The organism is Streptomyces sp. NPDC050448 (genome assembly GCF_040655295.1).
In the GTDB taxonomy this organism is placed as follows: Bacteria; Actinomycetota; Actinomycetes; order Streptomycetales; family Streptomycetaceae; genus Streptomyces.
Genome location: NZ_JBFAJR010000022.1, coordinates 97,288 through 119,693, shown reverse-complemented (window position 1 = coordinate 119,693; position 22,406 = coordinate 97,288). Strand labels below are relative to the sequence as shown.

Genomic DNA, 22,406 nt, shown 5'->3' with positions numbered 1-22,406 from the left:
GCGCCCGCCGGACAGAAACCGGCGGGCATCATTCCGTACCGATCAGCAGCTGGAGGCATTCCCGTGTCCGCGCACGCCCCCGAAGCCCCCGAAGCCGGCCTCGACACCGGCCCCGGCGCCGATTCCACCGCCGGCGCCGCCGCGCACCCGCTCGCCCGCGAGCAGGCCCATCTCAGCGCCTCGCGCGCCGCGCTCCGCGCCATGCGCGAGGACGTCGAGGCCCTCGACATCCGCGACGTCACCGCGAACTGGGTCAACGCGATCGTCCTCCAGGCCCAGATCGACGACCGGATCAAGGCCCTCGCCGACCTCGCCCACACCCCGCTCTTCTTCGGCCGCCTCAACTACCTGCACGCACCCGGCGCGGAACTCGCCGAGGGCGCTGAGGGCGAGCAGTTCTACATCGGCCGCCGCCACGTCCACGACGCCGACGGCGACCCCATGGTGATCGACTGGCGCGCGCCCGTCTCCCAGCCGTTCTACCGGGCCTCCAAGAACGACCCGCAGGACATCGCGCTGCGCCGCCGCTTCGGCTACACGGGCGGCGAACTCACGGCGTACGAGGACGAGCACCTTTCCGACCCCGCAGAGGCGGCCGCCGTCAGCAAGCTGCTCCAGCGGGAGATCGAGCGGCCGCGCGTCGGCCCCATGCGCGACATCGTCGCGACGATCCAGCCCGAGCAGGACGAGATCGTCCGCTCGGGCCTGTCCGGCTCCGTCTGCGTGCAGGGCGGCCCGGGCACCGGGAAGACGGCCGTCGGCCTGCACCGTGTGGCGTACCTGCTGTACGCCCACCGCGAGCGGCTCGCCCGTACGGGCACGCTCGTCATCGGGCCGAACCGCTCCTTCCTGCACTACATCGAGCAGGTCCTCCCGGCCCTGGGCGAGCTCGAGGTCAAGCAGGCCACCGTCGAGGACCTGGTGGCCCGCGACGGCCTGGAGATCCGCGGCGCCGACGCCGCCGCGAGCGCCGTCGTCAAGGGCGACGCCCGGATGGCGCAGGTGCTGCGCCGCGCGGTCCGCTCGCACGTCACGCCGCCCGCCGAGCCGCTGATGGTGGTGCGCGGTTCGCGCCGGTGGCGGGTGCCGGCGTACGAGCTCGCCGAGATCGTGGAGGAACTGCAGAACCGCGACATCCGCTACGGCGCCGCCCGCGACGCGCTGCCGCAGCGGATCGCGCACACCGTGCTCGTACGGATGGAGCAGGCGGGCGAGGCACCGGACGACCGCGTCCAGGACGCGGTGGCGCGGGGCGCGGCCGTGAAGGCGGCGGTCAAGGCGATGTGGCCGGCCGTGGACCCGGCGAAGCTGGTGCTGCGCCTGCTGTCGGACCCGGAGTTCCTGGCGGAGCACGCGGAGGGCGTCCTGTCGGACGACGAGCAGCGGCTCCTGCTGTGGCCCAAGCCGTTCCGGAGCGTGAAGTCGGCGAAGTGGTCGGCGGCGGACCTGGTCCTGATCGACGAGGCGGCGGACCTGGTGGAGCGCACGCACTCGCTGGGCCACGTCGTCCTCGACGAGGCGCAGGACCTGTCGCCGATGCAGTACCGGGCGGTGGGGCGGCGGTGCACGACCGGCTCGGCGACGGTCCTGGGCGACCTCGCGCAGGGCACGACCCCGTGGGCGACGCGCAGCTGGGACGAGGCCCTGGCGCACCTGGGCAAGCCGGAGGCGGCGCTGGAGGAGCTGACGGCGGGCTTCCGCGTGCCGCGCGAGGTGATCGCGTACGCCTCGAGGCTGCTGCCGTCGATCTCCCCGGGGCTGGCCGCGGTCTCCTCGGTCCGTGAGACGCCGGGCTCGCTGGTCGTCACGCCGACCTCGGACCTGACGGCGTCCGTCCTCGACGCCTGCCGTGCCTCCCTCGGCTACGACGGCTCGATCGGCCTGATCGCGGCGGACGCGCGGATCCCGGAGCTGGCGCAGGCCCTGCGGGCGGCGGGGATGGCGTACCTGTCCCCCGGCGAGGAGACGACGGCGCAGGCGCGGCTGACGCTGGTGCCGGCGTCGCTGGCGAAGGGCCTGGAGTACGACTACGTGGTCCTGGACGAGCCCGCCGCGATCGTCGCGGGCGAGCCGGACGAACGCACCGGCCTGCGGCGCCTGTACGTCTGCCTCACCCGCGCCGTGTCCGGCCTGACGGCCCTCCACGAGGCCCCGCTCCCGGCAGCCCTGGCCTAGGGCCGTCTCTTTCGGATCCGGCCGGGCCCGCGGTACCCGGCGGGATCCGTATGCGGATCCCGGGGCCTGCACCCCGGGGTCTGCACCGGCCGGGAGCCCGTCGGGCCGGTCGGGCGCGGTCAGGCGAGGGCGGCTCGCCACTCCGCGACCGCCGACGGGGAGACCGGGCCCGCCCACCCGGCGGGCCTGGCCGCGCCGCCGATGTGGAACGCGTCGATCCCGGCGGCCCGCAGCACCGGCAGGTGCGGCAGCGCCAGCCCGCCGCCGACCAGGATCTGCGCGGTGTACCCGGGCTCCCCGCGCCGTGCCGCCTCGGCCAGCAGGACCGGCAGCCCCGCGTCGACCCCCGTCGCCGATCCCGCCGTCAGGTACGTGTCCGGCCCGGACGGCTCGGGCAGCTCCGCGATCGCCTTGCGCAGCTGGTCCCGGTCCGCGGCCCGGTCGATCGCCCGGTGGAAGGTCCACTTGCAGCCGGCGATCTCCGCCAGGACCGCCTCGAGGGCCGCCAGGTCCGGGCTGCCGTCCGGGGTCAGGAACCCGAGGACGAACTCCTGCGCCCCCTCCGCGCGCAGCGCCCGCGCCTCCGCGACCAGCAGGTCCACGTCTTCGGCGGAGCCCGCCGCGAAACCGTCGGCCTTGCGGAGCATCACGCGCAGCGGGATGTCGACCGCCGCCCTGATCGCCGCGAAGGTCTCGCGCGGCGGGGTGAGCCCGTCGGCGGCCATGTCGGTGACCAGTTCAAGTCGGTCCGCCCCACCGGCCTGGGCCGCGACCGCGTCCTCCACGTCGAGGGCGATCACCTCCAGGACTGCACGGTTGCTCATTGGGCCCCACTCCTCCGGAAAGCTGCTGGTATGCAAAATAGGTCTAGTCCAATATCTACAGTACGGGCCTCCGCCCACCCTCCACCAGCGACATCACGCCACCCGCACAATGTGCGCATGGACCGCATCGACACCGAGCCCGCCGCCGCGCCCGACACCGACCCGCTCCGCGCCCGTTGGCGTGCGACCGCCACCGCCGCCGGGGCCCCCGCCGACCGCGACCCCGACCCCTACGCCGACCGGCTCCTCGCCGCCTGGGCGGAGCCGCAGCGCCGGTACCACACCACCGCGCACCTGGCCGACGTACTCGCGCGGATCGACGTACTCGCCCCGCACGCGGCCGACCCCGCCGCCGTCGAGCTCGCCGCCTGGTTCCACGACGCCGTCTACCGCCCCGACCGCTCCGAGAACGAGGAGCGCAGCGCCGCCCTCGCCGAGCGCGCCCTGCCCGAGCTCGGCATCGACGCGGCACGCACCGCCGAGGTGGCCCGCCTGGTCCGGCTCACCGTCACCCACGACCCCGCCCCCGGCGACACGAACGGCGAGGTGCTCTGCGACGCGGACCTGGCCGTCCTCGCGGGCGGACCGGACGCGTACGCGGCGTACGCCGCCGCCGTCCGCGCCGAGTACGGCTTCGTACCCGAGGACGCCTTCCGCGCCGGCCGGGCCGCCGTACTGCGCCAGTTGCTCGCCCTGCCCCGCCTCTTCCGCACCCCGTACGGCAGCGCGCAGTGGGAGGCCCCGGCCCGCCGCAACCTGGCCGCCGAGCTCGCCGGCCTGAGCGCCGGGGAATGAGACCCACCGCGGAGGTTGGCGCAGGACATGCCCCCAGCCGCCGCCCGCTCCCGCATGCCCGTCGCCGTTTACGTCCTCGGCCTCGCCGTCTTCTCGCTGGTCGTGATCGCCCTCCGCCTCCACGACCGCACGCCGCACGCCGCGACCCGCGTGATCGCCTCGTCGGCACCGGAGGCATCCGCCGCGTCCCCCGAACGCGCCGGATCCGCGCAGCCCGCCGGCCGCTGACCGCTGACCTGGCCGGCCCCGGCCGGCACCGCCCCCGACGGACCCCGGCCGGCACCGCCCCCGGCCGTGCCGCTACGCCGGGCGGCCCTTCGGGCGGCGCAGGCCCGCGTCCGTGAGGCGGCGGACCAGTTCCTTGCTGCCGATCTCCACCGCGCCCGCGCCCACCGCATCCGCATAGCGGTGGGCCGGCACGTCGTAGTGGTCCCGCTCGAACGCCCTCGGCGGGCAGCCGATCGACGCCGCGAAGGCGTGCAGTTCCTCGTACGAGACGTCGCTGACCAGGTGCGACCACATGCGGCCATGGCCCGGCCACGTCGGCGGGTCGATGTAGAGCGTCACCGGCGGCTCACCGGCCGACGCCGAAGACGGGGCCGAGGCCGCCGACCGCGGCGACCTTCACCCCGGCCTTGGCGCACACCCAGTGCGGGTCGGGTCCCAACTCCGGCTCCACGTCCAGCGCGTGCGGATCGCCGTGCGAGCAGACCGGGCACAGCGGCCAGCGCCCGTACTTCTCCAGCAGCGCGTCCTGTACGTCCTGGGCGACGAGTCCGGCAAGGTAGCCGACCCCCTCCGGCCACTGCTCCACCCACCACCGGCGGTGCGTGACCGAGTCCTCGACGAGGGAGACGACATCGGCCTCGGCGACCTCGCCCGCGACGAGATCGGCGAGGACAAGGGCGCGGGCGGCGTGCAGCGCCTGTTCCAGGGGGGTCGCGTGGTCCATGCGCCCATTGTGAACCCGTACGGGCCAAGTGGTGAAGGTCCTTCTCCAGCGGCGCCGGATGGTGCCTTGACCCCCACCCCGGCCGAAAATATCTTTCAGTGATGAGCGACGCCCCGAAAGTTACTTTCAGCGACGGTACCGGCGACGCAACCGGCTCCGGCGTACCCCTGCGGGCCCGCGTCCGCAGCCTCGGCCCCTCCATGACCCCCTCCGTGCACGCCGTCGCCGAAACCGTCGCCGCCGACCCCGCCGGCTGCTCCCGCCTCACCGTCAGCGCGCTCGCCGCGCGCACCGGCACCAGCGAGGCCACCGTCGTCCGCACCGCCCGCCTCCTCGGCTACCGGGGCTACCGCGACCTGCGCCTCGCCCTCGCCGCGCTCGCCGCGCAGCAGGAGTCCGGCACGGCCCCCGTCCTCACCGCCGGCATAGCCGTCGACGACCCGATCGCCGACGTCGTCGCCAAGCTGGCCCACGAGGAGGCCCAGACCCTCGCCGACACCGCCGCCGGACTCGACCTCGCCGCGCTCGCCGCCGCCGTCACCGCGCTCGCGACCGCCCGCCGGATCGACATCTACGGCGTCGGCGCCTCCGCCCTCGTCGGCCAGGACCTCGCCCAGAAGCTGCTGCGCATCGGCCTCGTCGCCCACGCCCACAGCGACCCCCACCTGGCCGTCACGGGCGCCGTGCAGCTGCGCCACGGTGACGCGGCCGTCGCGATCACCCACTCCGGCGCGACGGGCGACGTGATCGACCCCTTCCGCACGGCCTTCGGGCGCGGCGCCACCACCATCGCGCTCACCGGCCGCCCGAACGCCCCCGTCTCCCGCTACGCCGACCTCGTACTGGCCACCTCCGCCGCCCGCGAGACCCGGCTGCGCCCGGCCGCCATGTCCAGCCGGACCAGCCAACTCCTCGTCATCGACTGCCTGTTCGTCGCCGTCGCGCAGCAGACGTACGAGACCGCCGCACCCGCGCTGGCCGCCTCGCACGAGGCACTCGCCCCCCGCCGAACCGCCAGGAGCCCCCGCCCATGACCGCCTCGTACGCCGCACTCCGCGCCCAGCTCGACACCCTGACCACCGAGGCCTTCCGTCCCGAACTGGCCGAGATCGACCGGCTGTCCACGCTCGAGATCGCCCGCACCATGAACGCCGAGGACGCCACCGTCCCGGCCGCCGTCGCCGCGCAGCTGCCGCACATCGCCGCCGCGATCGACGCGATCGCGCAGCGGATGGCCCGTGGCGGGCGGCTGGTCTACGCGGGCGCCGGCACCGCCGGCCGCATCGGCGTCCTGGACGCCAGCGAGTGCCCGCCCACCTTCAGCACCGACCCGGCCCAGGTCGTCGGCCTGATCGCGGGCGGCCCCTCCGCCATGACCCTGGCCGTCGAAGGCGCCGAGGACTCCGCCGAGCTGGCCGCCGCCGACCTGGCCGCCCTGGAGCTGACAGCCGACGACAGCGTCATCGGCATCTCCGCCTCCGGCCGCACCCCGTACGCGATCGGCGCCGTCGAGTTCGCCCGTACGCGCGGCGCGCTCACCGTCGGACTGTCCTGCAACGCCGGCTCGGCGCTCGCCGCGGCCGCCGAGCACGGCATCGAGGTCGTCGTCGGGCCCGAACTGCTGACCGGGTCCACCCGTCTGAAGGCCGGTACCGCGCAGAAGCTCGTCCTGAACCTCGTCTCGACCGTCACCATGATCCGGCTCGGGAAGACGTACGGGAACCTGATGGTCGACCTGCGTGCCTCCAACGAGAAGCTGCGCGCCCGCTCCCGCCGGATCGTCGCGCTGGCCACCGGAGCGCCGGACGAGGAGATCGAGGCCGCGCTCGACGCCACCGGCGGCGAGGTCAAGCAGGCCGTGCTCGTGCTGCTCGCCGGCGTGGACGGACCGACCGCGGCCGGGCTGCTCACCGCCTCGCGCGGCCACCTCCGCGAGGCCCTCGCCCGTACGGCCGCCACCGGCTGATTCCGCCGACCGGCCGACGCGACGACCCGCTGACCTGCCGGCCCGGCCGACCTGTTGCCGTGTTGACCTGTTGACCTGCTGACCTGCTGACCTGCTGACTGCCCCGTTCCCCGACGCAAGGCGATCACCACATGTCCACTGACAAGAACCGCGCCACAGCCGCCGCGATCCTCCCCCTGGTCGGCGGCCCGGACAACATCCGCTCGATCGCGCACTGCATGACCCGCCTGCGCATCGCGCTGCACGACCGCTCACTGATCGACGACGCGGCACTCAGGGCGCTGCCCGCGGTGCTGGGCGTCGTCGAGGACCTGGGGGCACCTCCCAGCGGTAGCGGGGGGAACTACCAGATCGTGCTGGGGCCGGGGACCGTCTCCCGGGTGACCCCGGAGTTCGAGGCGCTGGTCGAGCAGGGCCGCTCGCCCGCGCAGCCGCCCCGTGCGGCCGCCGCGGTCACGGCCGAGGAACTCGCCGCCCAGGGCGCCGCGCTGAAACAGGCCCAGCAGGCGCGCAACAGCACTCCGGTGAAGCTGTTCCTGCGCCGGATCGCGAACATCTTCGTCCCGCTGATCCCGGCGCTCATCGGCTGCGGCATCATCGCGGGCCTGAACGGCGTGCTGCTGAACACCGGTTGGCTGCCCGTCGTCGTCCCGGCGCTCGCCGCGATCGCCTCGGGGTTCATGTCGCTGATCGCGGTGTTCGTCGGCTACAACACGGCCAAGGAGTTCGGCGGTACGCCGGTCCTCGGCGGCGCCGTCGCCGCGATCATCGTCTTCCCGGGCGTCGCGAAGATCGATGCTTTCGGCCAGCACCTGTCACCCGGGCAGGGCGGCGTACTCGGGGCCCTGGCGGCCGCGTTCCTCGCCGTCCACGTGGAGAAGCTGTGCCGCAGGTGGGTCCCCGAGTCGGTGGACGCGCTGGTCACCCCCACCCTCACCGTCCTGGTCTCCGGGCTGGTGACGATTTTCGGCCTGATGTTCCTCGCCGGCGAGGTCTCCGCCGCCATCGGCTCCTTCGCCACCTGGCTGCTCGCCACCGGCGGTGCCTTCGCCGGGCTGATCCTGGGCGGCCTGTTCCTGCCGCTCGTGATGCTGGGCCTGCACCAGGCACTGATCCCGATCCACACCACCCTCATCGAGCAGACCGGCCACACCGCCCTCCTGCCGATCCTCGCCATGGCGGGCGCGGGCCAGGTCGGCGCGGCACTCGCGGTCTACTGCCGGCTGCCGCGCAACCGGTCCCTGCGGACGACCATCAAGTCCGCACTCCCGGCGGGCTTCCTGGGCGTCGGCGAACCCCTGATCTACGGGGTCTCGCTCCCGCTGGGCCGCCCCTTCGTCACCGCCTGCGCGGGCGGCGCGGCGGGCGGGGCGTTCGTCGGCCTCTGCAACCAGCTGGGGGTCGCGTTCGGCGCGACGGCCATCGGCCCGTCGGGGTGGGCGCTGTTCCCGCTGCTGGACGGCCCGTCGGGGATGGGCCTGAACCTCGCCGTCTACGCGGGCGGCCTGCTGGTCGGCTATCTGGTGGGCTTCGCGGCCACGTACTTCTTCGGATTCACGCGGCAGATGCTGACCGATCTCAACGCCGATCAGGAGCCAATTCCGGCCACGGCTCAACCGGCCACGGAGCCCGCTATGGCGTAAATATAGGTCGGGCGGGGAGACTGCGCGGATGCAGCTCCCCGCCGAAGCCGTTGCCGCCACCGCTGTCGTCGAGGTCGTACGCCTCTCCGCGCGCCCCGAGCGCTACGGCGACCCCATGACCGGCCCGGTCGTCTCCCGCTGGACGGGCAGAGCGGCCGCCGACTCGCTCGGGCTGATCACGTCGATGCCCCCGGGTGAGCCGCGCATCTGCTTCGCGCCGGGCTGGGGCCTGCGTGCGTACGACGCCGTGGACGAGCCCCTGTTCGAGCTGATCTTCTGTTTCAGCTGCCACCACAGCTGGCTCTGGGGCCCGGCCGTCCCGCCCGGCATGGCCTTCGACACCATCTCGGGCAGCACCGCCGAGGCCGAGGCCCTGCTGGCCCACTTCCGGGACGCGGCGTGACCCCCGCCCGGTGGTCCCGGCGGCCGAAGCCGTCGGACACGGCATGATGAGCCGATGATCAACGCGATACCTCCCGTGGTCCCGGCGGGCCGGATGGCCGCGCTCGCCCAGCCGGTGTTCGAGCTGCCGGGCGGGCTCTGCCTGCGCCCCTGGGTGTCCTACGACGCCCCCGCGGTCACGGCCTCCTGCCTCGACCCGGACATCCAGCACTGGAACCGGCCCGGGCTGCTGTCCGTACCGGATGCGGAGGCCAGGATCGCCCGGTGGCGGGACCGCTGGCACACCGAGGAGGCCGCCATGTGGGCCGTCGCCCCCGCCTCCGGCGGACCGGCGGTCGGCCTGATCGGCCTCGCCGACCTGGACTTCGAGGGCGGCAGCGGCGAGTTCCTGTACTGGCTCCTGCCCGCGGGCCGCGGCAGCGGTGTCATGGCGGAGGCCACGGCCCGGGTCAGCCGCTGGGCCTTCGAGGAACTCGGCCTGCACCGCCTGCGCATCACCCACTCCGTGGCCAACCCGGCCTCCTGCCGCATCGCGACGAAGGCCGGCTTCCCCTTGGAGGGCACCATGCGCGGCGCCCTCCTCCACGCGGACGGCTGGCACGACGAACACCTCCACGCCCGCCTGCGCACGGACCCGCCGTCACCCTGACCCGGCTGCCGCCCGCAGGAAGGCGACCAGGTCATCGGGGCCGTACCCGAGCTGCGGGCCGCGCTCGGCGGCCATCAGCAGCAGCTGTCCGACGGTCTCGGCGCCCCAGCCGTCGGTGCCGTCCGCCGACCACTCCCACAGCTTCTCGATGCCGAGGTCGGTCATGAGCAGCCCGTGGCCCTCCCGGATCTCGCCGCACAACTCCCCCACCGCGTCCAGCAACCGGTGGCCCGGCCGCTCGCACCGCAGCGCGAAGTACCCGCCGACGTCCTCGGCCGCACACCCGGCGGGCGGTCCGGCCTTGATCCCGTCGTAGCGCGGGTCCCCGTAGCCGGGCGCCCGGCCCGCCGGACAGTGGATCAGCGTGAAGCGGTGCCACCCAGGCGGCGGGGGCGGCTGCGGCCGCCACGCCTTCAGCCCGAACGCCTCGTGGACGAGGGACGTCGCCTCGTCCGCCGTCTCGGCCGTCTCGCTCAGCCTCCGCTCCCCGTCGTCGCCGACAGCGGTCCACAGCCCGCTGTCCCCGTCACGCTCCACCCGCACCGCGAGACCCACGCCTTCCCGCCTCCGTCCGACTCCGGACAAGCCCTTCTCGAGCCAGCACAGGTTCCAGGCCAACTCGAACTCCCACGCCTGCGCCACCTCGAAGAAACCCTCCAGAGCGGCCGCGCACCGGGCCCGCTCGTCATCGCTCACGCCGGATGGGCCCGCTCGTGCAGGACGGCCGCCAGCCGCAGTGCCGTGTCGAGGTTGCAGCGCCCGAGGTCGACCAGCGGAAGCCCGTACGTCCCCGCCTCCGAGACCAGATCCACTCCCAGCGACGGAAACACCACCCCCACCCCGCCGAGCGCTTCCTTCAACTGCCCGACGGCCTCCTCGGCCGCCTGCGTCCGCTCCTTGGGAGTGAGCACCATGACATGTCACCTTTCGCTCTGAGTAATCAGGTTCGACACTCAGAGTGGCGATAGGCTCGCTAGCCTTCAAGGGAGGGCCACTCAACAACCACATCTGTTGGAGCGGGAGTTGCCATGGCAGGAAAGAACCTCGACCCGTCCTCGTCACCACGCGCCATGTTCGGTGCCGAGCTGCGTGTCGCCCGCGAACGGGCCGGCCTGAGCCAGGCGGAACTGGGCGAGCCGCTCTTCGTCAGCGGCTCGTACATCGGCCAACTGGAGTCCGGCACCCGCCGGATGCACCTCGACTTCGCCCGCCAGATAGACGACATCCTGAAGACGGGCGGCTTCTTCGCCCGCAACTGCGGAGCGGCGGCCAAGTCCAAGTACCCGGACCACTTCGCCGCGGCGGCCGAAGCGGAAGCCATGGCGACCGCGATCCGCGAGTACGCTCCGCAGATCATTCCGGGGCTGCTCCAGACGGAGGCGTACGCGCGCGCAGTCTTCCGCGCCTACCAGCCGACCGCCGCAGAGGAGGCCATTGACGAGCTGGTCACGAACCGGCTGGCCAGGGCGGCCATCCTCGCTGATCCAACAACTCCTATGTTGTGGTGCGTCCTTGACGAGGCTGCCCTGCGCAGGTCCGGGGACGATCCTGCAATCCTGGCGGAGGCCCTGCGTCACATCGCGCGCCTAATCCAGTCGCACCGAATCATCGTCCAGGTACTTCCGTTCAGCGTGGGCTTCCACGCGGGTCTGGACGGCTCGCTCAAGCTGATGTCCTTCGAGGACGCGCCTCCGCTCGCCTACGTTGATGGCATCGGGATGGGCCAATTGTTCGACGATCCGGCCACAGTTGCCCGGTACGCCCTGACTTACGATCTCATCACGGCCAACGCGCTGTCACCGCGCGAGTCTCTGGCCCTGATCGAATCCGTGGCGGAGGATTACGAACATGACCAGCACGTCTGAGTACGACCTTGCAGATGCCACCTGGCGCAAGTCCACCTACAGCGGCGGCGACGGCGGCAATTGCGTCGAGGTGGCCGACTGCCACCCCGACGTCGTTCCCGTCCGGGACTCCAAGTGCCCGGACGGCCCCCACCTCGTCTTCGGCGCCGCCGCCTGGGGCGCCTTCCTCACCAACCTCTGAGCAGGCTCACTCCTCCGGGCTAACACGCGTCGCACTCGGAACGCCATCCGTCATATGCCCCTAGCGTGTGCACCATCCGCACCCGAACGGAGCGCGTATGACGATTCAGTCGATCCGGAGGTGGGCTCACGGGGCACCATGGTGTCGAGGAGGCGACGCCATGACCCCCAGTTTTGTCGAGCACCCGCAGATGACTGTCGAGGAGTTCGAGCAGATCGCCCGGGCGGCACCCGAGACGGTGACCCTTGAGTTCATTCAGGGAAAGCTAGAGGTCAAGCCCGTGCCCGACGGCGACCACGACGAGATCATCATGTGGGTGTTGCGGCAGTGCATGCAGCAGCGCCCGGAGCTGGCGCTGTACCCGGAGCGGGGACTGGAGGTCGAGCAGTACCGCGCGGGCCGCGCCCGCGTGGACGGCGCGCTGGCACCCGTCGGCACGTTCGCCGGTGCCGGCGAGTGGGCCGATCCGGCAGGCGTCCTGATGGTGCTGGAAGTGACCTCCCACGACCACGACACCGACCGGCGGGATCGCAGCGAGAAGCGCGACGGGTACGCGGCGGCCGGCATCCCCGTCTACGTACTCATCGACCGGCAGAGCTGCACGGTCATCGTCCACAGCGATCCCGGCGGCGGCTCGTACCACCGCAGTCCCTCCTTCCCGTACGGCGAAACCGTCAAGATCCCGGCCCCGGTCGGCATCACGCTCGGGACCGGGGCCTTGAAGGACTTCGCCACGTGAGTCACCAGCCGAAGGCCGGGCGTACGTCGAAGATCGGCGGGAGGCGGCCGCCGGCGTCGAGGTTGACGAACGTCCTGCCGTAGAGGGCGAACGACGTGCCCAGCGGGAGGTCGCGCAGGACCGTCGACTCCCCGCCGGGCCTGCCCGTGCGCGGGTCGAGGTGCCAGAGGTGGGTGTAGGCGCCCTCCGTCACGACGGCGATCCGGCCGTTCCGGCCGACGGCCAGCGTGCGGATCCGCACGTCGTCCTCGAAGGCACGCGTCCACAGGTGGCGGCCGTCCGTCAGGGAGAAGGCCGACAGCAGCTGCCGCTCCCCCCGCTCGAGGACCGCCTACAGCACGTCGCCGACGACCAGCCGCGCCCCGTCCGTGGCCGGGACGTGCGAGGGCTGCGAGCCGGCGCGTGGTCGCCCCGCGTCGTCGAACAGCAGCAGCCGCCCGTCGGCGACGGCGGCGGCCGGGGAGGCCGACACGATGCCCGGGGACCCGTGCCCGGCCGGAAGCGGGGACTGCCAGGAACGGGATCCTGTGCGGGCGTCCAAGGCGAACAACTCGCTGCCCTGGTCGGTCCGCGCCAGGAACAGGACCCGGTCGGGTCCGGCCGCGACCTCCGGGACGACGGTGCCCGCGGGCAGCGGATAGCGCCACAGCTCCGCGCCCGTGCGCAGGTCGTGGGCGAGTACCGAGTCCGCCGTCGCGGCCACGGCCAGCGAGCCTGCCGCGGACGGCTCGCCGACGAGGTTCGGGATGTCCTTGGTCCAGCGCTCCTTGCCGGACAGGTCCAACGCCATCAGGCGGCTTCCGCACGCGCCCTGCGCGGTGGACAGCGTGAGGAGGCCGACGCCCGACGGGGAGTCCTTGCTCATCGCGCACACCGCGCCGCCGTCCGGGGCGCGCAGGTCCCAGCCGTGGCGGCCCTCCCCGTTGTAGGCCGTGACGCCGTCCGCGCGGACCCGGACCACGTCCCCGGAGGTCGGGTCCGCAGCCCAGGAGCCGAGTGGCTTCCCCGCGGTCGGACCCTCCGGGGTCTGCCAGCCGAAGAGATCCATCTGCGGGCCGCGCATCCACGAGAAGCCGAGCCAGCCGGGCGCGAGCGCAGCCAGGGCGACGAGCACGGCGACGGCCCGGGCCGCGCCCGGGCTGCGCCCGCCGGGGCGGCTGCGCCGGTACCACCCCCACAGCAGTACCAAGGCGATCAACAGCAGTGGGATGAAGACCGCCAGCCGTCCCATGCCGCGAGGCCGGCTTTCGGCGCTCCACGTACCTCCCGGCAGGTCGGCGAGCGCCAGCTTCGCGAGCAGAGCCAGATACAGCGCCAGTACGCCCGCCGAAGCCGAGAAGAGCACGAGCAGCAGGTGTGCGGTGATCCGCTGGCGCGGTCGTGATGCGGTGTCCATGATCCACCCCCCGGCCACAGGTTAGGGGGTGTCCGGGGGCAATCCCTTTCCGGCGTACGTACGTACCGGATGCGTAGGTACTCCGAGGAAGGAGAAGCGATCATGAACCCCCTGAAGCGGGCAGCTTTCGCCCTGGCCTCTGCCGTGCTGCTCACCGGCGCAGCGGGCATCGGTACCGCCTTCGCCGGCCAGCCCGGCGCGTCCTGCGAGGACCTGCCTTCCTCCGCCCGCCCGGGCCACTCCGCGACCGCCCCGGGCTCCGCCTTCAACGAGGACGGCATCGCGGGCACCCGCTACGCGGGCGAACAGGACCAGAACAACAACAACCCCCACTCGGTCTCCCAGTACGACGTGGCCTGCCTCAGGAACTCGTCGCACTGAAACGGCGGCCGCCCGGTGCTACCCCCGGGCGGCCTCGATGAAGGCCCGGATCAGCTCGGGGGACTTCACCCCGCGCTCCCGCTCCACCCCGCTGGACACGTCCACGCCCCAGGCACCGGTGGTCTCCACGGCCTCCCGTACGTTCCCCGGATTCAGCCCGCCGGCCAGCAGCCAGCGCCCCTCGGGCGCGGCGAACTCCTGGGACGCCCAGTTCCACGGCTTGCCGGAGCCGGGGTCGGGCGCGTCGATCAGCAGCAGGTCCTCGCCGTACTCCCCGCAGCGCCCGACGTGCAGGGCGGTGGCCCGCAGCAGGGTCCGCCCCTCGGCGCGCAGGGCCTCGTAGTACTCGGGCCCCTCGTCCCCGTGCAGCTGTACCGCGCGTACGCCGCTCTCCTCGGTCAGCCGCCGGACCTCGTCGACCGGCTGCCCGCGGAACACCCCGACGGTCAGCACCGAGTCCGGGACCCCGGCGGCCAGCTCGCGCGCGGCGGCGGCGCCGACCGTACGGGGGCTCCCGGCGGCGAAGACGAACCCCACGGCATCGGCCCCGGCGTCCACGGCCACGTCGACGTCCCGTGCGGTCTTCAGACCACAGATCTTCACGAACAGCTCGCTCATCCCCCCAGTCAACCAAACCCCCCCGATCGGTCGATACCCGTCTCGGGATCGGGCGGGGCCACCCTTGCGCCGCTAGCCTGGAACGGGGGCTCACGCCCCGTGCACGGCACGCCACGCGGAGGACGACGGTGACGATCATGATCGAACGGGCCACACCGATAGAGCAGGCGGCACCACCGACATTCGAGATGCTCCTGCGCACGGTCGAGGAGATGGACACACCAGACGGCTACAAGGCCGAGCTCATCCGGGGGAAGATCGTCGTGTCACCGTGGTCCAAGCTTCGCTACTCCCGTCGCATGCGGGCGTTGCGCGAGCAGCTTCAGGCACACCTTCCCGAGGGGCACTTCGCAGACACCTCCCCCTTCCTCTTCCGGTTCCCATCGGTGGAACGCGGCTACGGGCCGGACCTGTACGTGGCGGACGAGGCCGCGTTCGATGAGGAGGGCCGCCACGCGGACGGCGCCGCCTTGTCCCTCGTCGGCGAGTTCACCTCCGTGTCCACCAAGGACGCCGACTGGGAGGAGAAGCTGGAGGTGTACGGCCGCATCGTGCCCGTCTACCTAGTCGTGGACATGCAGGGATCCGAGATCACCTGCTTCTCGGACCCCTCCCCGCAGGGCTACCGCACCCGCAGGACCGTCACCTTCGGCGAGGCCTTGCCCGTCCCGGAACCGTTCGGTTTCGCACTCGACACCACCGGGTTCTGAGGCACCGAAAACGCCCGAGGGCGGCACCCCTTCGCGTGGAAGGAGTGCCGCCCTCGTTCGAGAACAGCCGATCAGCCAGGGGCCGATCAGAAGTCCATGTCACCGCCCGGCATGCCGCCGCCGGCCGGGGCACCGGCCTTCTCGGGCTTGTCGGCGATGACGGCCTCGGTCGTCAGGAACAGCGCGGCGATGGACGCGGCGTTCTGCAGGGCAGAGCGCGTGACCTTCGCCGGGTCGATGATGCCCTCGGCGATCATGTCCACGTACTCGCCGGTCGCGGCGTTCAGGCCCCAGCCGACGGTCAGGTTGCGGACCTTCTCCACGACGACGCCACCCTCGAGACCACCGTTGACGGCGATCTGCTTGAGCGGGGCCTCCAGGGCGAGCCGCACGGCGTTGGCGCCGGTCGCCTCGTCACCCGACAGGTCGAGCTTCTCGAAGACCGCGGAGGCCTGGAGCAGGGCCACGCCACCACCGGCGACGATGCCCTCCTCGACGGCCGCCTTCGCGTTGCGAACGGCGTCCTCGATGCGGTGCTTGCGCTCCTTGAGCTCCACCTCGGTCGCGGCGCCGGCCTTGATGACGGCCACGCCGCCGGCCAGCTTCGCGAGGCGCTCCTGGAGCTTCTCGCGGTCGTAGTCCGAGTCGGAGTTCTCGATCTCGGCGCGGATCTGGTTGACGCGACCCTGGACCTGGTCGCTGTCACCGGCACCGTCGACGATCGTGGTCTCGTCCTTGGAGATGACGACCTTGCGGGCGCGGCCGAGCAGGTCCAGGCCCGCGTTCTCGAGCTTGAGGCCGACCTCCTCGGAGATGACCGTGCCGCCCGTGAGGATGGCGATGTCGCCGAGCATGGCCTTGCGGCGGTCGCCGAAGCCCGGGGCCTTGACGGCGACGGACTTGAAGGTGCCGCGGATCTTGTTGACGACCAGGGTCGACAGGGCCTCGCCCTCGACGTCCTCGGCGATGATCAGCAGCGGCTTGCCGGACTGCATGACCTTCTCGAGCAGCGGAAGGAGGTCCTTCACGTTGCCGATCTTGGAGTTGACGATCAGGATGTACGGGTCGTCCAGGGACGCCTCCATACGCTCCATGTCCGTGGCGAAGTACGCCGAGATGTAGCCCTTGTCGAAGCGCATGCCCTCGGTGAGCTCAAGCTCCAGACCGAAGGTCTGGGACTCCTCGACGGTGATGACGCCTTCCTTGCCGACCTTGTCCATGGCCTCGGCGATGAGCTCGCCGATCTGGGTGTCGGCGGCGGAGATGGAGGCCGTGGAAGCGATCTGCTCCTTGGTCTCGACATCCTTCGCCTGCTCGAGCAGGGCGCCGGAGACGGCCTCGACGGCCTTCTCGATGCCGCGCTTGAGGGCCATCGGGTTGGCACCGGCGGCCACGTTGCGCAGGCCCTCGCGGACGAGCGCCTGGGCGAGCACGGTGGCGGTGGTCGTACCGTCGCCCGCGACGTCGTCCGTCTTCTTGGCGACTTCCTTGACCAGCTCGGCGCCGATCTTCTCGTACGGGTCCTCGAGCTCGATCTCCTTGGCGATGGAGACACCATCGTTGGTGATCGTGGGGGCGCCCCACTTCTTCTCAAGGACGACGTTGCGACCCTTGGGGCCAAGGGTGACCTTGACGGCGTCGGCGAGCTGGTTCATCCCGCGCTCGAGACCGCGCCGGGCCTCCTCGTCGAACGCAATGATCTTGGCCATCTGAAGTGGTCCTCCAGGACTGGGGTTCCCCCTGCGCCGCCGGCGCGAGGGGAGGGCTGGATTGCTCCGGACCGCGCCCGCGCCCGCGACGGACGGCCTGCGTGCCCGGCGGTTCCTTCCCGCCGGACCCTGCGGGCCTCACCGACCCGGTCCTGTGTAGTAGCACTCTCACCAGGAGAGTGCTAACGCCAATGATTAGCACTCGACCCCCGAGAGTGCAAGCGGCTTCGAAGAAGCCTCGCCGCGGCTCGGGTGACTCCCCGCCCCCAGCACGAAGGGCCCGCATCCCTGTCCGGGATGCGGGCCCTCGTGTGTATGCGTCGGTGGTCGATCGCGCCGGGGCTAGACGGCGAGCTTGACCATGTCCGCCTGCGGACCCTTCTGGCCCTGCGAGATCTCGAACTCGACCCGCTGACCCTCTTCAAGGGTGCGGTACCCGTCCATCTGGATGGCGCTGTAGTGGACGAACACATCCGCACCACCGTCGACCGCGATGAAGCCGTAGCCCTTCTCCGCGTTGAACCACTTGACGGTGCCCTGAGCCATGCCTAACTCCCCTATTACTGGCCCTTGCGCAGGACCGCACTTCGCGGTCCCGGGTCAGAACTTGCGCCGGAACGCCTCGACCGGGGCTGAATGTATCTGCACCGCTGCTGTCTGCAACAGGTCAATCCGACGAGAAATCCGGACACGGGGATACATTGAAATAGAGTGAAAATTTGGCATATTGCCGGGCAACTCGGACCCGGCATATCTCGCCAAAGCCCCATACCGCACTTGCACATTGACTCAATGTCAACCCTCGCTCGACCCGCTCATATGCGGCAGGCAAGAACAGCGGAGGGGACTTCCCCAACTCTACCGCGCCCAACCAAGCAGAATTGCCCCCTCCGCTTTTACCGGAAGGGGCAATTCTGGGTTTCGCGTGTCAGCAGCCGCCCGCGACGGCGGGAATGATCGAAACGCCCGCGCCGTCCGGCGTGACCGCGTCCAGGCCGCCCTCGAAGCGCACGTCGTCGTCGTTGACGTAGACGTTCACGAAGCGGCGCAGCTTGCCCTGGTCGTCCAGGACGCGCGCGGCGATGCCCGGGTGGTTCTTCTCCAGGGACTCGATGACCTCGGAGAGGGTCGAGCCCTCGGCGGCGACCTCGGCCTTGCCGCCGGTGTAGGTGCGCAGGATGGTGGGGATGCGGACGTTGACGCTCATGGCGCTACTGCCTTTCCGGGAACGGAGGGGGTGGGTCAGACCAGGCCGGCGGCGCGGAACGCGTCCAGGCTCGGGCGGATGGTGGCGGTCTGCCCGCTGTCCGCGGCCACCGCCTCCAGGGTCTTGAGGCCGTCACCGGTGTTCAGGACCACTGTGGTCAGCGCCGGGTCGAGCTGCCCGTTCTCGATGAGCTTCTTGGTCACGCCGACGGTCACGCCGCCCGCGGTCTCGGCGAAGATGCCCTCGGTCTGCGCGAGGATCTTGATGGCCTCGACGACCTGCTCGTCGTTGACGTCCTCGACGTAGCCGCCCGTACGACGGGCGATGTCCAGGACGTACGGGCCGTCGGCCGGGTTGCCGATGGCGAGCGACTTGGCGATGGTGTTCGGCTTCTGCGGGCGGACCACGTCGTGACCGGCCTTGAAGGCGGTCGACACCGGGGAGCAGCCCTCGGCCTGGGCACCGAAGATCTTGTACGGCTTGTCCTCGACGAGGCCGAGCTTGATCAGCTCCTGCAGACCCTTGTCGATCTTCGTCAGCTGCGAGCCGGACGCGATCGGGATCACGATCTGGTCGGGCAGCTGCCAGCCGAGCTGCTCGCAGATCTCGTACGCGAGCGTCTTGGAGCCCTCGCCGTAGTACGGGCGCAGGTTGACGTTGACGAAGCCCCAGCCCTCGCCCAGCGGGTCGCCGATGAGCTCGGAGCAGAAGCGGTTGACGTCGTCGTAGTTGCCCTCGATGCCGACCAGGTCGCCGCCGTACACACCGGCCATGACGACCTTGCCCTGCTCCAGGTCGTGCGGGATGAACACGCAGGAGCGGAAGCCGGCCCGGGCGGCCGCGGCGCCGACGGCGCCGGCCAGGTTGCCCGTGGAGGAGCAGGAGAGCGTGGTGAAGCCGAAGGCGCGGGCGGCCTCGACGGCGATGGCCACGACGCGGTCCTTGAAGGAGTGCGTCGGGTTGCCGGAGTCGTCCTTGACGTACAGCTTGCCGGTGACGCCGAGCTCCTTGGCCAGGTTCCGGGCGTCGACGAGCTTGGTGAAGCCGGGGTTCAGGCTGGGCTTGGAGGCCACGTCCGCGGGGACGGGCAGCAGCGGGGCGTAGCGCCAGATGTTGTTCGGGCCGGCCTCGATCGCGGCGCGCAGGGCCTGCGGGTCGCCGGTGGGAAGGTCGTAGGCGACTTCCAGCGGCCCGAAGCACTCGACGCAGGCGAAGATGGGGCCGAGCTCGAAGCGGGTACCGCACTCACGACAGGAAAGGCCGGTGGCAGGTCCGAGATCGACAGAGGTGGCAACAGTCTGTGCAGCCATGATGGCGAGGCCCTTTCTCCTCATCTTCCCCATGGCGCACTTCGCCATGAGACGGAATTGGCACCTTCCCTAGCCGGGGACCTCGCTGCTGCAAACAAGCGCGAGAACCGACTGGAGGGTTGCCGGGGCTTCAACGGGCCGTGTCCCTCTGCCCCTCTGGATGAGCGGTATGGCACCGGGTCGCGCGCTCTGGGCACGTCCGGGCATTTGTTCGCGGGGACCCCCGGCATGCGGTGGCCCTTCGCGTTGTTCAAGACTGTAACTGAAGGTCCGGTTGGTTGAGACAGCCGTCCGAACCGCGAGATGGATCACTTTTCGGCGGAAACCGCCGAGGACCGACGAGGAACCAAGGAGTGCCGAACGTGCTGGAAGAGGTGGAGCGCTGGTTTGCGGACCGCTCCTGGTCCGCGGCCGACCGACCGCTCGACCAGCTGCTTTCCGCGAAGCGGGCGGCAGGCACCACGGTCAGCGTCGTCCTGCCCGCGCTCGACGAGGAGGAGACGGTCGGCGCCATCGTCGAGGTGATCCGGCGCGATCTGATCGACGGGCTGCCGGTGCCGCTGGTCGACGAACTGGTCGTGGTCGACTCGGGTTCCACCGACCGGACCGCCGAGGTGGCCGCGAAGGCCGGCGCCCGGGTGGTGCACCGCGACGAGATACTGCCGCGCATCCCGGCCCTGCCCGGCAAGGGCGAGGTGCTGTGGCGCTCGCTGCTGGCCACCACCGGCGAGATCGTCTGCTTCGTCGACGCCGACCTGCGGGACTTCTCGGCCACGTTCGTCTCCGGGATCGTGGGGCCGCTGCTGACCGAGCCGGACGTGCAGTTCGTCAAGGCGATGTACGACCGCCCGCTCGGGGACGCGCCGGGCCAGGGCGGGCGGGTGACCGAGCTCGTCGCCCGCCCCCTCCTCAATCTGCACTGGCCGCAGTTGGCGGGCTTCGTCCAGCCGCTGGGCGGCGAGTACGCCGTACGGCGCTCCCTGCTGGAACGTCTCCCCTTCCCCGTCGGGTACGGCGTCGAGCTGGGCCTGCTGGTGGACGCGCTGCACACGGTCGGGCTGGACGCGCTGGCCCAGGTGGACGTCGGCGTACGGCTGCACCGCCATCAGGACGGCCGGGCGCTGGGCCGGATGGCCGCGGCGATCTACAGCACGGCCCTGGTACGCCTCTCGCGCGGGCACCACGTACGGCCGGAACTGACGCAGTTCGAGCGCGGGCCCGACGGGTTCGTCCCGCACACGTACCCCGTGGACACCGAGGAGCGGCCGCCGATGGCGGACGTCGAGGAGTACGCGGTGCGTCGCGTGGCGTAGCGGGTGCGGCGTACACACGTTTAGGTTGGCCGCATGGCTTCCCAGGTACTCGTTGCAGCGAACCGCGGCCCGCTCTCCTACGTTCTCGCCGACGACGGCACACTCACGGCCCGCCGCGGCGGGGGTGGTCTCGTCTCCGGCCTCTCCGCCGCCCTCGCCCGGCAGCCGGAGGCGCTGTGGATCTGCGCGGCCCTCTCGGACGCCGACCGCGAGGCGGTCCGCCGGGGGGTCTCCGAGCCGGGCGTCCGGATGCTGGACATCGATCCCACCATCTACGACGCCGCGTACAACGGCATCGCGAACTCCGTGCTCTGGTTCACCCACCACCACCTCTACGACATCCCGCGCGAGCCGGTCTTCGACGCGGAATTCCGGCGGCAGTGGGGGACGTACGTCGCGTACAACGAGGCCTTCGCGCAGGCCCTCGCGCAGGAGGCGGCCGAGGGGGCCCGGGTCCTGGTGCAGGACTACCACCTCGCGCTGGTGCCGGGTCAGCTCCGGGACCTGCGGCCGGACCTGCGGATCGGGCACTTCACGCACACGCCGTGGGCGTCGCCGGAGTTCCTGCGGATGCTCCCGGACGACGTCCGGGGGCAGCTGCTGTGGGGGATGCTCGGGGCGAACCGGCTGGGCTTCCACACGCGGGCGTGGTCCGGCGCCTTCATCACCGGCGCGGGCATCGACGACGCGAGCGGGCACGCGCACGGGTACTGGCCGAGCGGGGACCCGCGGTTCGGGGTGGAGCACCACGGGAGGCACGGGCGCCACCGGTTCACGCACGTGGACGAGTTCCCGCTGGGCGTGGACGCCGACGAGCTGCGGGCGCTGGCGCACCGGCCGGAGGTCGACGCGAAGCTGGCGGAGCTGCGGGCGGAGGTCGGGGGCCGCAGGACGATCGTCCGGGTGGACCGGACCGAGCTGTCGAAGAACATCCTGCGCGGCCTGCTGGCGTACCGGGAACTGCTGACGGTCCACCCCGAGTGGCGGGGGCAGGTGGTGCACCTGGCCTCCGCCTACCCCTCGCGGCAGGACCTGGCGGTGTACCGGGAGTACACGAAGTCGGTGCGGGAGCTGGCGGCCGGGATCAACGCGGAATTCGGTACGGCGGACTGGCGGCCGGTGCTCGTGTCCGTGAAGGACGACTTCGAGCGCTCGCTGGCGGCGTACCGGCTGGCCGACGTGGCGCTGGTGAATCCGGTGCGGGACGGGATGAACCTGGTGGCGAAGGAGATCCCGGTGGTGTCGGAAGAGGGGTGCGCGCTGGTGCTGTCGACCGGCGCGGGCGCGTACCGGGAGCTCCGCGAGGACGCGCTGACGGTGAACCCGTACGACGTGTCGGCGACGGCCGCGGCGTTGCACGCGGCGCTGTCGATGCCGGTGGGTGAGCGGCTGGAGCGTACGAAGCGGCTGGCTGCCGCTGCCACCGCCCTCCCGCCGGCGGACTGGTTCGCGGCCCAGCTGGCCGCTCTGCGCGAGGCGTAGCCGCTGCCGCTGCGCGGAGCCCTTCCCCGCCCCGCCCCTTCCCGAAACCGGGGCTCCGCCCCAGACCCCGCGCCTCAAACGCCGGCGAG

At 71.8% G+C, this 22,406-nt stretch carries 27 protein-coding genes and 1 riboswitch; of the genes, 15 read left to right on the top strand and 12 right to left on the bottom strand.

What is annotated here, in order from left to right; all coding sequences use genetic code 11:
• The first annotated feature begins 201 nt into the window (after positions 1-201).
• Entirely contained in the window at positions 202-2,175 is a 1,974-nt protein-coding gene (locus AB0I68_RS24730; RefSeq protein ID WP_363179544.1) for an AAA family ATPase, read from the top strand.
• A 119-nt stretch (positions 2,176-2,294) separates the two neighbouring features.
• On the opposite strand, the gene AB0I68_RS24725 is transcribed toward AB0I68_RS24730, so the two are convergent.
• Complete coding sequence (locus tag AB0I68_RS24725) at positions 2,295-2,999, bottom strand: copper homeostasis protein CutC (RefSeq protein ID WP_363179520.1); 705 nt, start codon at positions 2,997-2,999, stop codon at positions 2,295-2,297.
• Between the two features lie 117 nt (positions 3,000-3,116).
• On the opposite strand from AB0I68_RS24725, the gene AB0I68_RS24720 reads away from it, so the two are divergent.
• Together AB0I68_RS24720 and AB0I68_RS24715 are read left to right on the top strand one after the other, a co-directional pair.
• The gene (locus tag AB0I68_RS24720) at positions 3,117-3,794 is read left to right on the top strand and encodes a hypothetical protein (protein WP_363179519.1); all 678 of its coding nucleotides are present in this window, start codon (positions 3,117-3,119) and stop codon (positions 3,792-3,794) included.
• Between the two features lie 27 nt (positions 3,795-3,821).
• Complete coding sequence (locus AB0I68_RS24715; RefSeq protein WP_363179518.1) at positions 3,822-4,022, top strand: hypothetical protein; 201 nt, start codon at positions 3,822-3,824, stop codon at positions 4,020-4,022.
• 72 nt (positions 4,023-4,094) lie between these two features.
• On the opposite strand, the gene AB0I68_RS24710 is transcribed toward AB0I68_RS24715, so the two are convergent.
• A complete protein-coding gene (locus tag AB0I68_RS24710; protein ID WP_363179517.1) occupies positions 4,095-4,361 on the bottom strand; it encodes a DUF4031 domain-containing protein in 267 nt (88 codons plus the stop codon).
• A 7-nt stretch (positions 4,362-4,368) separates the two neighbouring features.
• A complete protein-coding gene (locus AB0I68_RS24705; RefSeq protein WP_363179516.1) occupies positions 4,369-4,746 on the bottom strand; it encodes a hypothetical protein in 378 nt (125 codons plus the stop codon).
• A gap of 101 nt (positions 4,747-4,847) precedes the next feature.
• Here AB0I68_RS24705 and AB0I68_RS24700 point away from each other — a divergent pair, with 101 nt between their 5' ends.
• From AB0I68_RS24700 to AB0I68_RS24680, 5 genes are all read left to right on the top strand, one after another.
• Positions 4,848-5,780 (top strand): MurR/RpiR family transcriptional regulator, encoded by a 933-nt coding sequence (locus AB0I68_RS24700; protein ID WP_363179515.1) that lies wholly within the window; start codon positions 4,848-4,850, stop codon positions 5,778-5,780.
• Positions 5,777-6,712, top strand: a complete 936-nt coding sequence (gene murQ, locus AB0I68_RS24695) for an N-acetylmuramic acid 6-phosphate etherase (protein WP_363179514.1) — start codon at positions 5,777-5,779, stop codon at positions 6,710-6,712. The genes AB0I68_RS24700 and murQ overlap by 4 nt, the downstream gene beginning before the upstream one ends.
• Positions 6,713-6,843: 131 nt before the next feature.
• Positions 6,844-8,355, top strand: a complete 1,512-nt coding sequence (locus AB0I68_RS24690) for a PTS transporter subunit EIIC (protein ID WP_363179513.1) — start codon at positions 6,844-6,846, stop codon at positions 8,353-8,355.
• A gap of 28 nt (positions 8,356-8,383) precedes the next feature.
• Complete coding sequence (locus tag AB0I68_RS24685; protein WP_363179512.1) at positions 8,384-8,758, top strand: hypothetical protein; 375 nt, start codon at positions 8,384-8,386, stop codon at positions 8,756-8,758.
• A gap of 54 nt (positions 8,759-8,812) precedes the next feature.
• A complete protein-coding gene (locus AB0I68_RS24680) occupies positions 8,813-9,406 on the top strand; it encodes a GNAT family N-acetyltransferase (protein ID WP_363179511.1) in 594 nt (197 codons plus the stop codon).
• Here AB0I68_RS24680 and AB0I68_RS24675 read toward each other — a convergent pair.
• Entirely contained in the window at positions 9,398-10,102 is a 705-nt protein-coding gene (locus AB0I68_RS24675; protein ID WP_363179510.1) for a hypothetical protein, read from the bottom strand. The genes AB0I68_RS24680 and AB0I68_RS24675 overlap by 9 nt on opposite strands.
• Positions 10,099-10,320 (bottom strand): hypothetical protein, encoded by a 222-nt coding sequence (locus AB0I68_RS24670; protein ID WP_363179509.1) that lies wholly within the window; start codon positions 10,318-10,320, stop codon positions 10,099-10,101. Before AB0I68_RS24670 ends, AB0I68_RS24675 begins: the two co-directional genes overlap by 4 nt.
• Before the next feature lie 114 nt (positions 10,321-10,434).
• Between AB0I68_RS24670 and AB0I68_RS24665 the strand changes: the two genes are divergently transcribed.
• The 3 genes from AB0I68_RS24665 (at position 10,435) to AB0I68_RS24655 (ending at position 12,191) form a co-directional block, all read left to right on the top strand.
• The gene (locus AB0I68_RS24665; RefSeq protein ID WP_363179508.1) at positions 10,435-11,271 is read left to right on the top strand and encodes a helix-turn-helix transcriptional regulator; all 837 of its coding nucleotides are present in this window, start codon (positions 10,435-10,437) and stop codon (positions 11,269-11,271) included.
• Positions 11,255-11,452, top strand: coding sequence for a DUF397 domain-containing protein (locus tag AB0I68_RS24660; RefSeq protein WP_363179507.1), 198 nt, complete (start codon positions 11,255-11,257; stop codon positions 11,450-11,452). Before AB0I68_RS24665 ends, AB0I68_RS24660 begins: the two co-directional genes overlap by 17 nt.
• A gap of 160 nt (positions 11,453-11,612) precedes the next feature.
• The gene (locus AB0I68_RS24655) at positions 11,613-12,191 is read left to right on the top strand and encodes a Uma2 family endonuclease (RefSeq protein WP_363179506.1); all 579 of its coding nucleotides are present in this window, start codon (positions 11,613-11,615) and stop codon (positions 12,189-12,191) included.
• A 1-nt stretch (position 12,192) separates the two neighbouring features.
• Here AB0I68_RS24655 and AB0I68_RS24650 read toward each other — a convergent pair whose 3' ends face one another.
• Both AB0I68_RS24650 and AB0I68_RS24645 read right to left on the bottom strand, forming a co-directional pair.
• Entirely contained in the window at positions 12,193-12,432 is a 240-nt protein-coding gene (locus AB0I68_RS24650) for a hypothetical protein (protein WP_363179505.1), read from the bottom strand.
• A gap of 90 nt (positions 12,433-12,522) precedes the next feature.
• Positions 12,523-13,587 carry a PQQ-binding-like beta-propeller repeat protein gene (locus AB0I68_RS24645; protein ID WP_363179504.1) on the bottom strand — a complete coding sequence of 355 codons (1,065 nt, stop codon included), beginning with the start codon at positions 13,585-13,587 and terminating at the stop codon, positions 12,523-12,525.
• A 102-nt stretch (positions 13,588-13,689) separates the two neighbouring features.
• Between AB0I68_RS24645 and AB0I68_RS24640 the strand changes: the two genes are divergently transcribed.
• Entirely contained in the window at positions 13,690-13,968 is a 279-nt protein-coding gene (locus AB0I68_RS24640; RefSeq protein ID WP_363179503.1) for a hypothetical protein, read from the top strand.
• Between the two features lie 18 nt (positions 13,969-13,986).
• Here the strand turns inward: AB0I68_RS24640 and AB0I68_RS24635 are convergent, their stop codons facing one another.
• Entirely contained in the window at positions 13,987-14,586 is a 600-nt protein-coding gene (locus tag AB0I68_RS24635; RefSeq protein ID WP_363179502.1) for a phosphoribosylanthranilate isomerase, read from the bottom strand.
• Between the two features lie 137 nt (positions 14,587-14,723).
• Between AB0I68_RS24635 and AB0I68_RS24630 the strand changes: the two genes are divergently transcribed.
• On the top strand, positions 14,724-15,296 hold the full coding sequence (locus AB0I68_RS24630) for a Uma2 family endonuclease (protein ID WP_363179543.1): 573 nt from the start codon (positions 14,724-14,726) through the stop codon (positions 15,294-15,296).
• A gap of 86 nt (positions 15,297-15,382) precedes the next feature.
• On the opposite strand, the gene groL is transcribed toward AB0I68_RS24630, so the two are convergent.
• From groL to thrC, 4 genes are all read right to left on the bottom strand, one after another.
• Positions 15,383-17,005 (bottom strand): chaperonin GroEL, encoded by a 1,623-nt coding sequence (gene groL / locus AB0I68_RS24625; RefSeq protein WP_363179501.1) that lies wholly within the window; start codon positions 17,003-17,005, stop codon positions 15,383-15,385.
• A 342-nt stretch (positions 17,006-17,347) separates the two neighbouring features.
• Positions 17,348-17,551, bottom strand: a complete 204-nt coding sequence (locus tag AB0I68_RS24620; RefSeq protein WP_005315736.1) for a cold-shock protein — start codon at positions 17,549-17,551, stop codon at positions 17,348-17,350.
• Positions 17,552-17,933: 382 nt separating this feature from the next.
• Positions 17,934-18,212 (bottom strand): MoaD/ThiS family protein, encoded by a 279-nt coding sequence (locus AB0I68_RS24615; RefSeq protein WP_363179500.1) that lies wholly within the window; start codon positions 18,210-18,212, stop codon positions 17,934-17,936.
• A 35-nt stretch (positions 18,213-18,247) separates the two neighbouring features.
• Positions 18,248-19,522, bottom strand: coding sequence for a threonine synthase (gene thrC, locus AB0I68_RS24610; protein WP_363179499.1), 1,275 nt, complete (start codon positions 19,520-19,522; stop codon positions 18,248-18,250).
• Positions 19,523-19,539: 17 nt separating this feature from the next.
• A riboswitch (SAM riboswitch) is annotated at positions 19,540-19,689 on the bottom strand.
• A 195-nt stretch (positions 19,690-19,884) separates the two neighbouring features.
• Here thrC and AB0I68_RS24605 point away from each other — a divergent pair.
• Together AB0I68_RS24605 and AB0I68_RS24600 are read left to right on the top strand one after the other, a co-directional pair.
• Positions 19,885-20,835, top strand: a complete 951-nt coding sequence (locus AB0I68_RS24605; protein ID WP_363179498.1) for a glucosyl-3-phosphoglycerate synthase — start codon at positions 19,885-19,887, stop codon at positions 20,833-20,835.
• 33 nt (positions 20,836-20,868) lie between these two features.
• Positions 20,869-22,317, top strand: a complete 1,449-nt coding sequence (locus AB0I68_RS24600) for a trehalose-6-phosphate synthase (protein ID WP_363179497.1) — start codon at positions 20,869-20,871, stop codon at positions 22,315-22,317.
• Positions 22,318-22,406 lie beyond the last annotated feature (89 nt).